Source organism: Streptomyces fuscigenes (assembly GCF_021556455.1).
GTDB classification, from domain to species: Bacteria; Actinomycetota; Actinomycetes; order Streptomycetales; family Streptomycetaceae; genus Streptomyces; species Streptomyces fuscigenes.
In genome coordinates, this window is the sequence record NZ_JAKGCV010000286.1 from 1 (window position 1) to 7152 (window position 7152).

At 74.8% G+C, this 7152-nt stretch carries 7 protein-coding genes and 1 pseudogene; 4 read left to right on the plus strand and 4 right to left on the minus strand.

Features of this window, described 5'->3' with window-relative positions; genetic code table 11:
* Together cbiE and L1885_RS20125 are read right to left on the minus strand one after the other, a co-directional pair.
* The coding region (cbiE, locus tag L1885_RS20120) for a precorrin-6y C5,15-methyltransferase (decarboxylating) subunit CbiE (protein WP_235798560.1) at positions 1–909 on the minus strand (909 nt) is incomplete at its 3' end.
* Positions 910–1453: 544 nt separating this feature from the next.
* Complete coding sequence (locus tag L1885_RS20125; protein WP_235798561.1) at positions 1454–1720, minus strand: GlsB/YeaQ/YmgE family stress response membrane protein; 267 nt, start codon at positions 1718–1720, stop codon at positions 1454–1456.
* Positions 1721–2173: 453 nt separating this feature from the next.
* Here L1885_RS20125 and cmk point away from each other — a divergent pair, with 453 nt between their 5' ends.
* From cmk to der, 3 genes are all read left to right on the plus strand, one after another.
* The gene (gene cmk, locus L1885_RS20130) at positions 2174–2908 is read left to right on the plus strand and encodes a (d)CMP kinase (RefSeq protein ID WP_372481984.1); all 735 of its coding nucleotides are present in this window, start codon (positions 2174–2176) and stop codon (positions 2906–2908) included.
* A complete protein-coding gene (locus L1885_RS20135; RefSeq protein ID WP_235798563.1) occupies positions 2905–3573 on the plus strand; it encodes a lysophospholipid acyltransferase family protein in 669 nt (222 codons plus the stop codon). Before cmk ends, L1885_RS20135 begins: the two co-directional genes overlap by 4 nt.
* A gap of 119 nt (positions 3574–3692) precedes the next feature.
* Positions 3693–5159 carry a ribosome biogenesis GTPase Der gene (gene der, locus L1885_RS20140; RefSeq protein ID WP_235798564.1) on the plus strand — a complete coding sequence of 489 codons (1467 nt, stop codon included), beginning with the start codon at positions 3693–3695 and terminating at the stop codon, positions 5157–5159.
* 134 nt (positions 5160–5293) lie between these two features.
* Here the strand turns inward: der and L1885_RS20145 are convergent, their stop codons facing one another.
* Together L1885_RS20145 and L1885_RS20150 are read right to left on the minus strand one after the other, a co-directional pair.
* Complete coding sequence (locus L1885_RS20145; protein WP_268984298.1) at positions 5294–5575, minus strand: hypothetical protein; 282 nt, start codon at positions 5573–5575, stop codon at positions 5294–5296.
* Positions 5576–5766: 191 nt separating this feature from the next.
* Positions 5767–6540: a DUF8842 C-terminal domain-containing protein gene (locus tag L1885_RS20150; RefSeq protein WP_235798566.1), complete on the minus strand. Its 774-nt coding sequence runs from the start codon at positions 6538–6540 to the stop codon at positions 5767–5769.
* A 223-nt stretch (positions 6541–6763) separates the two neighbouring features.
* On the opposite strand from L1885_RS20150, the pseudogene L1885_RS20155 reads away from it, so the two are divergent.
* Positions 6764–7152, plus strand: a pseudogene (locus L1885_RS20155) (hypothetical protein); the annotation flags it as partial.

Here is a 7152-nt window from a genome sequence, read left to right on the forward strand (position 1 = left end):
GCCGAGCGCGCGGGCGTTGCGGCCGATGCGCTCGGCCCGCACGGGGTCCCGCTCGACGGCGACCGCCCGGCAGGCGGGATGCGTCCGCATCCACTCGACGCCGATCGACCCGGAGCCGCCGCCGACGTCCCACAGCAGTTCGCCGGGGGCGGGCGCGAGCGCCGCGAGGGTCGCGGCACGCACGTGGCGCTTCGTCAGCTGGCCGTCGTGCTCGTACGCCGTGTCGGGCAGCCCGGGCGCGGCGCCGAGGCGCGGGGTGCCGGAAGCGCGGCGGCAGTCGACGGCCACGATGTTGAGGGGGTCGCCGGGCGGCGCGTCCCAGGTGTCGGCCGTGCCGTGTACGTGGCGTTCGCGGGCGTCGTCGCCGAGCCGTTCGAGGACGTGCAGCGGACTGGGGCCGTAGCCCCGTTCGCGCAGCAGGGCCGCGAGGGCGGCGGGTGTCGACGCGTCGGCGCTCAGCACGAGCAGCCGGCGGCCGTCGTGCAGCGCCGCGGCGACCCGCTCCAGCGGCCGGCCCACGGCCGTGACCACGTCCACGTCCTCGACGGGCCAGCCGAGCCGCGCGCAGGCGTACGACACGGACGACGGGTGCGGCAGAACGCGCAGCCGGTCCGGGCCGACCGTCTCGGCGAGCGCCCGGCCGATGCCGTAGTGCAACGGGTCACCGCTGGCCAGCACGCATACGGCACGGTCCGCATGTGCGGCGAGCAGCCCCGGCACGGCGGGCCGCAGCGGCGAGGGCCACGCCACCCGCTCGGCGCGCGCCTCCGGCGGCAGCAGGTCGAGCTGGCGGGGCGCGCCGATGACGACGTCGGCGCCGAGCAGCGCGCGCCGCGCGGGTTCGGCCAGACCCGCCCAGCCGTCGGCGCCGATCCCGACGACGGTGAGCGGGGTGGCGGGCGGCGTCATGGGGTCACCTTGGGCTGGTCGTCGGGCTGTTCGTCAGGTTGTTCGTCGGGCCGTTCGTCAACTGCTCGACTGCTCGACTGCTCGACTGCTCGTCTGCTCGTCTGCTCGTCGGCGTCGGGCCGTCCGCCGGGCCCGGCCGCGAGGGGCGGGGGCGCGCGGCGAGCGCGGAGCGGTGGGCCGCGGGCCGGAGGAAGCGCGGGTGCGCGGCCCGGACCTCGGGTTTCACCGTTCGGGGTCAATCTACCCGGGGGCTCCTGGCAGGGGTTCCTGCCGGGGTGGGTCCCGCCCGCCGCACACGGCTCCCCTTCCGGATGCAGCCCACGTCACGTGACACGCGCGCTCGGGCGACGGCCCCGCGGACCCGTCTCGGCCCGAAACGGCCCCGGACAGGCGGAACGGCCGCCGAAGGTGTTCTTCGACGGCCGTCTGCCTGCAGCTCCGGATCCTTCCGCTCCCGCGTCGGCGGGGTCCCGGGCCTCGTGGCACGGGCTCCCCGGCGGGGGATCGGCACGTGGGGCGCGCGGTACGCGCCGTGGGCGCCGCACTAGCGGCGGTGCGTCCGCGGGCGGTCGAGCGCCGCGATGCCCAGTCCGGCGAGAGCGACCTGAATGATCCATTCGATCCAGTCGACACCGTTGGTGTCCGCGACACCGATGGCCGACGCGATCCAGCTGCCGATCAGTGCGGCGACGATGCCGATGACGATCGTCCACAGCACGCCGATGTGCTGCCGCCCGGGCACGACGAGCCGACCCAGGACGCCGATGATGACGCCGATGATGATCGCCGAGATGATGCCCGAAATCTCCATGTCCGCTCCTTGTCCGCCGCACTGATGCCGACAGTGCGTTGCGTCGGAGCTTGTGCCCTCCCACCGCCCGTTCACTCCAGCCCTGCGTTGCAGTCCGATGACGGCTCGGGGGCCGCGTTCCGCCGGGGGCGGGAGGCCGCCGGAAGCGGGCGGACGACGGCCGGGCGACCGAGGACGCGAAGACGCGGACACGGGCGCGGAGAGGGCGTGCGCGCACAGGCACGGACGGGCGTGGACCGGCCCGGGCGGGCGCGGACCGGCCCGGGCGGGCGCCGGCCGCCACGGCGTCGAGGGCTCCCGGTCGCCGTCCGGGCGGCCGGGGGCGGACGAGTGCGCAGGCCGATGCGGGCAGTCGGTAATCTCTACGGGGGACCCGTCTCGAAGGTCCCGCGCCTCCGTGGGCCCCCGGCCCGTACCGGAGCAGCGCTCGTCGTCCCCGCGCCACCCAGGAAGGTGTCCGTCCCCGTGGAAACCGCCGCACAAGCCGCACCCGCCGCCCCCGCGACCGGTCCCGCGGTGATCGTCGCCATCGACGGGCCCTCGGGCACCGGCAAGTCCAGCACGTCGAAGGCCGTGGCCACCCGGCTCGGCATGAGCTTCCTCGACACCGGCGCCCAGTACCGCGCGATGACGTGGTGGATGATCAGCAACGGCGTCGACGTGTCCGACCCCTCCGAGGTGGCGGCGGTCGCCGGCAAGCCGGTCATCGTCTCCGGCACGGACCCCGCGGCCCCCGGCATCACCGTCGACGGCGCGGACGCCTCCGCCCCGATCCGCACGCCGGAGGTCACCTCCAAGGTCAGCGCGGTCAGCGCCGTCCCCGAGGTGCGCACCGTCATCACCGAGCTGCAGCGCTCCATCGCCGCCGCCGCACCCCACGGCATCGTGGTCGAGGGCCGGGACATCGGCACGACCGTCCTGCCCGACGCGGACGTCAAGATCTTCCTCACCGCCTCGGCCGAGGCCCGCGCTGCCCGCCGCAGCGGCGAGCTCGGCACCACGGCCACCGCCGACGTCGCCGCCACGAAGGAAGCGCTGATCCGCCGGGACGCCGCGGACTCCAGCCGCAAGACCTCCCCCCTCGCGAAGGCGTCGGACGCGGCCGAGATCGACACCACGGACCTCACCCTGGTCCAGGTCATCGACCGCATCGTGGCCCTCGTCGAGGAGAAGCGGGCGGCGAAGTGACTACCTCCGCCACCTCCCGCCCGCCGCGCCCCGTCGCGTCGGAGCGCGGCGCGGCCTTCGGCAGAGGCCTCGGCATAGGCCTCATCAACGGCCTGTGGAACGCGCGGGTCCTCGGCTCCTGGCGCGTCCCCGCCCAGGGGCCGGTGATACTGGCCGTCAACCACTCGCACAACGTCGACGGCCCCCTGGTGATGGGCGTCGCGCCCCGCCCCGTGCACTTCCTGATCAAGAAGGAAGCGTTCATCGGCCCGCTCGGCGCCTTCCTGCGCTCCATAGGCCAGCTCAGCGTGGACCGCCAGGCGGTGGACCGTACGGCCATAATGGGTGCGCTGGACGTCCTCGCCGACGGCAAGGTCCTCGGGATATTCCCCGAGGGCACCCGGGCTGGCGGCGACTTCGGGGCGCTGCGCGCCGGGCTGACGTACTTCGCCGTCCGCTCCGGCGCACCGGTGGTGCCCGTGGCGGTGCTGGGAAGCTCGGAGCGGCCGGGGCGGCTGATACGGGCGCTGCCCCCGATACGCAGCCGGGTCGACATCGTCTTCGGCGACCCCTTCCAGGTCCCGTCCGGCGGTCGCACCCGCTCCGCCATGGACGACGCGACCGTGCACGTCCAGCAGCAGCTGACCGGCCACCTGAAGGCCGCACGGCAGCTCACCGGCCGCTAGGAGAGCGGTCGGCGGGCAGGGCCGCGGGCGCACAGTCCTGTGCGCGCGCCGCGCCCGAGTAGTGGCCGCTCCCGGCAGCGGCCACCGATCACGACGGATGAACGAGGTACGCACTTCTCATGGACGACCAGATGGATACCGGCTCGGGCGACGAGCACGGTGAGCTCGGCGACGCCGAGTACGCGGAGTTCATGGAGATCGCCGCGCAAGAGGGCTTCGACCCCGAGGACGTCGAGGGCGCCATCGACGAGGCGGGCCACGGCCCGCTGCCCGTCGTCGCCGTCGTCGGCCGCCCCAATGTCGGCAAGTCGACCCTCGTGAACCGCATCATCGGCCGCCGCGAGGCCGTCGTGGAGGACCGGCCCGGCGTCACCCGGGACCGCGTGACCTACGAGGCCGAGTGGGCCGGCCGCCGCTTCAAGGTCGTCGACACCGGCGGCTGGGAGCAGGACGTCCTCGGCATCGACGCCTCCGTGGCGGCGCAGGCCGAGTTCGCGATGGATGCCGCCGACGCGGCGATCTTCGTCGTGGACGCGACGGTCGGCGCGACCGACACCGACGGCGCCGTCGTCCGGCTGCTGCGCAAGGCCGGCAAGCCCGTCGTGCTGTGCGCCAACAAGGTCGACGGGCAGAGCGGCGAGGCCGACGCGGCCATGCTGTGGTCGCTCGGCCTCGGCGAGCCCCACCCGGTCTCGTCGCTGCACGGCCGCGGCACGGGCGACATGCTCGACGCGGTGCTCGAAGTGCTGCCCGACGCCCCGCGCGAGTCGTTCGGCGCCGCCGTGGGCGGTCCCCGGCGCATCGCGCTGGTCGGCCGGCCGAACGTCGGCAAGTCCTCGCTGCTGAACAAGCTCGCCGGCCAGGAGCGCGTGGTCGTCAGCGAGATCGCGGGCACCACCCGCGACCCGGTCGACGAGCTGATCGAACTCGGCGGGACCACGTGGAAGTTCGTCGACACCGCCGGCATCCGCCGCCGTGTGCACATGCAGGAGGGCGCCGACTACTACGCGTCCCTGCGCACGGCCGCCGCGGTGGAGAAGGCCGAAGTGGCGATCGTGCTGGTCGACACCAGCGAGTCGATCAGCGTCCAGGACCAGCGCATCATCACGATGGCGGTGGAGGCGGGCCGCGCGCTCGTCATCGCGTACAACAAGTGGGACACCCTCGACGAGGAGCGCCGCTACTACCTGGAGCGGGAGATCGAGACGGAGCTCGCGCAGGTCGCCTGGGCGCCGCGGGTCAACGTCTCGGCCCGCACCGGCCGCCACATGGAGAAGCTCGTCCCGGCGATCGAGACGGCCATCGCCGGCTGGGAGACCCGGGTGCCGACCGGACGCCTCAACGCGTTCCTCGGCGAGCTGGTCGCCGGCCACCCGCACCCGATCAGGGGCGGCAAGCAGCCGCGCATCCTGTTCGGCACCCAGGCCGGCACCAGGCCGCCGCGGTTCGTGCTGTTCGCGTCCGGGTTCATCGAGGCGGGCTACCGCAGGTTCATCGAGCGCAGGCTCCGCGAGGAGTTCGGCTTCGAGGGCACCCCGATCCACATCTCGGTACGGGTGCGGGAGAAGCGCGGCCGCAAGAAGTAGGGCTCCGGGCCGTCCGTCCGCGCGACGGGCGGCCCGCGGCACACGGCAGGAGGGAGGGGCGGTGGCACGTGCCACCGCCCCTCCCTCCTGCCGCGTCCTGCCGCCGCCGGGGCCCGGGTGCCCGGCGGTGGTGCTCAGGCCGAGCGGCGGGGCCCCGGGGGGAGCGCGGCCGCCGCGTGACGCGGGGCCTGGCGGGGATCCCGCTGCCACGAACCGGGATGGGCGCCGCGGTCCCCGTACCGGCCGCCGTACCCGCCCCGGGCACCCGGGGCGATGCCGAAGGCCGTGAAGCCGAGGTTCTCCTCGCCGCTGCGATCGCCCGGCAGGGCTCTGAACGACCTCAGGTACTCCGAGTACAGGGCGTCGTAGATCGGCGTGAGGCTGTATCCGTCCACCAGGTCCTGCGCGGGGCGCATCGAGGGGAGATGGGCGCGGGTCGGTTCGTATGCGTGCACATACCGCCCAACGACCCCGGGACCTGGGGGATGCGGCCTGTCGTCCGTTATTGCCCCGGTTGTGGCCCCGTGTCCGAATCCCGGCACGCCGCCGGGCTGCCCGGACCGGCCGAGCAGCCCGGGCTGCGGTGGTTGCTTCGGGTGACGGGGCGTCACGTGCCCGCCAACGGCATCGCGGCCGCCACCAGGCGCCCCGCGGCGGCCGCTCTGTCCAGGGCGTCGCGCAGCAGGTCCTCGCGCGGCTGCTGACCGATGGAGCCGACCGGCGCGGCGAACACGAGGACGGTGTTGGACTTGTTGGCCTCGGCCCGCCACCCGTCCGTGACCTGGAGCGGCTGGTGCGCCTGCCACCAGGCCACCTGGCCGCCGCCGTTCGCGCCGGGCTGGAGCACCGCGTGCAGCTGCCCCATGGCCAGCAGCACCGACCAGCCGGGCAGCGCCGGGGGCACCGAGGCGAGGTCGGCGACCGCCTGGAACCCCTGCTCGACCAGCAGTTGGAGGAACTGGTCGGGGCCCGTCGTGCCGGGCCGGGCGATGGGGGCCGTGGGCTCCACGACCAGGGCGGGGTGCAGGTCGCCCTCGATCAGCACGAGGCCGCTGGTCACGCCCAGCACCGCCTGCTCGCCGCCCGCCGGCGCCTGGGCTCCGTCGGAACCCGTGATGGACCGGACCGCGCCCTGGAGCTGGTCCTCCGCGACCTGCACCACCTGCGAGGGGATGCAGGAGGCGTGCGCGAACGCCAGCACGGCGGTCTCCTCGCCGACGAACAGCACCGTGCTCGTCCGCTCCTGCTCCGAGTCGCCGGGCGTGCGGCAGGAGGTGCAGTCGTAGCTTCCGGGCGAGTTCTCGCCGGCGAGCAGCCGGTCGGCTTCTTCGTCGCCGATCTCGGCGCGTACGTCTTCGCTGACGTCGAGCATGCGCGGCACGGGTGGCTCCTCGAACTGGTACGTGGGGCCGGGCTGTTCCCGGCTCATACGAAGACAACGGGTGACCGGCGGCCGGGGTCACGCACGTCGCCCGGGCGAAAAGGCGAATCTCCCGGAAAGCGGCACCGAACAGGCCCGATGCGCATCTCACGGGTGACGGGCCGGGCACCGCCGGCACAGCGGCAGCGGCAGCGGCAGCGACGAGCGAAGGGCGCCTGAGCGCATGAACAGTTCCCCCGGCCATCGCGCCCCGGCTCAGGGGTGCGCCGTCGACTGCACGGCGGACTCGGCGGGCGGCCTCACGTTCGAGCTGCCCGGCGGAGCGCTGACGCACGACGCGACGCTCGTGCTGCGCAGGCGCGGGCCGGGCGCCGCCGAGGAGGTGCTGCTGCCGCTCACCCTGGCCGACGACGGGCGCCGCCGCGCCGTCCTGCCCTCCACCGTCGCCCTGGCGGAGGGGCACTGGGACGTGCGGTACGGCTCGGTCGACGGGGGCGTGCCGCTGCACGCGGGCGTGCGGGACGTGCGGGCGCTGGTCGGGCGGGTGCCCGAGGCCGGCCCGGTCGCGGCCAGGGTCCCGTACCCGGGGGCGGACGGCCGGCTCGCGCTGCG